The 1,064-nt window shown below is 68.4% G+C and carries 1 protein-coding gene; it reads right to left on the reverse strand.

What is annotated here, in order from left to right; genetic code table 11:
- A partial coding sequence (locus ACIRJR_RS37120) for an IS481 family transposase (protein WP_403789207.1) occupies nt 1–949 on the reverse strand: 949 nt, incomplete at its 3' end.
- Nucleotides 950–1,064 lie beyond the last annotated feature (115 nt).

The raw sequence follows: 1,064 nt of genomic DNA on the forward strand, positions 1-1,064 counted from the left end.
TGTACTGACCCGTGAGGTTGGGGACGCGGCTGGCGGGTGGCTGGCCCTTGAGCGCGGTGTGTCCGCGGTGGTGATTGTAGGTGTGGAGCCATCGCGGGTAGGCGTCGCGTCGTTCGGTCTCGGTCCGGTAGGTCTTCGCGTAGGCCCATTCGTCGAGCAGGGTGCGGTTGAACCGCTCGACCTTGCCGTTGGTCTGGGGTCGGTAGGGCCGGGTGCGCTTGTGTGAAACTCCTTGTTCAGCAAGGGAGTTGCGCCAGAGGTGTGACTTGTAGCAGGCGCCGTTGTCGGTCAGGACTCGCTGGACGGTGATCCCAGCTGCGGTGAAGTAGGCGTGGGCACGCTGCCAGAATCCGACGGCGGTTTCCTTCTTCTCGTCGGTGAGGATCTCGCTGTAGGCGAGGCGTGAGTGGTCGTCGACGGCGTTGTGCAGGAAGCTCATGCCGGCCCTTGCCCGGTTCTTGCGGCCTGCTTGGCGGCCGAGGGCCTTGTGGCCGCCGCCGTCGGGGATGTTGCCGAGTTTCTTGATGTCGACGTGGACCAGGTCGCCGGGGGCGGCGTGCTCGTAGCGGCGGACCCGCCGGCCGGTGGCGCGGTCCAGATGGGCTAGGCGGGCGAGTCCGTAGCGGGTCAGGACACGGTGGACGGTCGCCGGGTTCAGGCCCAGGAGGTAGGCGATGCGGGCCGGTCCCCAGCGGCGCAGAACCCGGACCTTGATGATCCGCCGCTCGGTGCGGTCCGGTGTCCGGCGCGGGCTGCGGTGAGGCCGGGAGGAGCGGTCGGCCATCCCGGCCTCACCCAGTGCGCGGTAGCGGGCCGCCCACCGCTGAGCCGTCGTGGGCGAGACCTGGAAGCGCTCGGCGGCCCGCCGCAGCGGCCAGCCGTCCTCCACGACGCAGCGGGCCAGACGCAGACGTCCGGTCTCGGTCAGAGGTGCATTACGGTGGGGCATGAGGGCCTTCTGGTCGTTCGTGTAGATGTCGCAATCCACACCGAACCCGGGAGGCCCTCACTCGTTCAAGATCCCCAAGCCGTGGGATCCGTCACCAACCTCCGTGGATAGAACA

The sequence above is a fragment of the Streptomyces sp. NPDC102402 genome (genome assembly GCF_044765765.1).
In the GTDB taxonomy this organism is placed as follows: Bacteria; Actinomycetota; Actinomycetes; order Streptomycetales; family Streptomycetaceae; genus Streptomyces.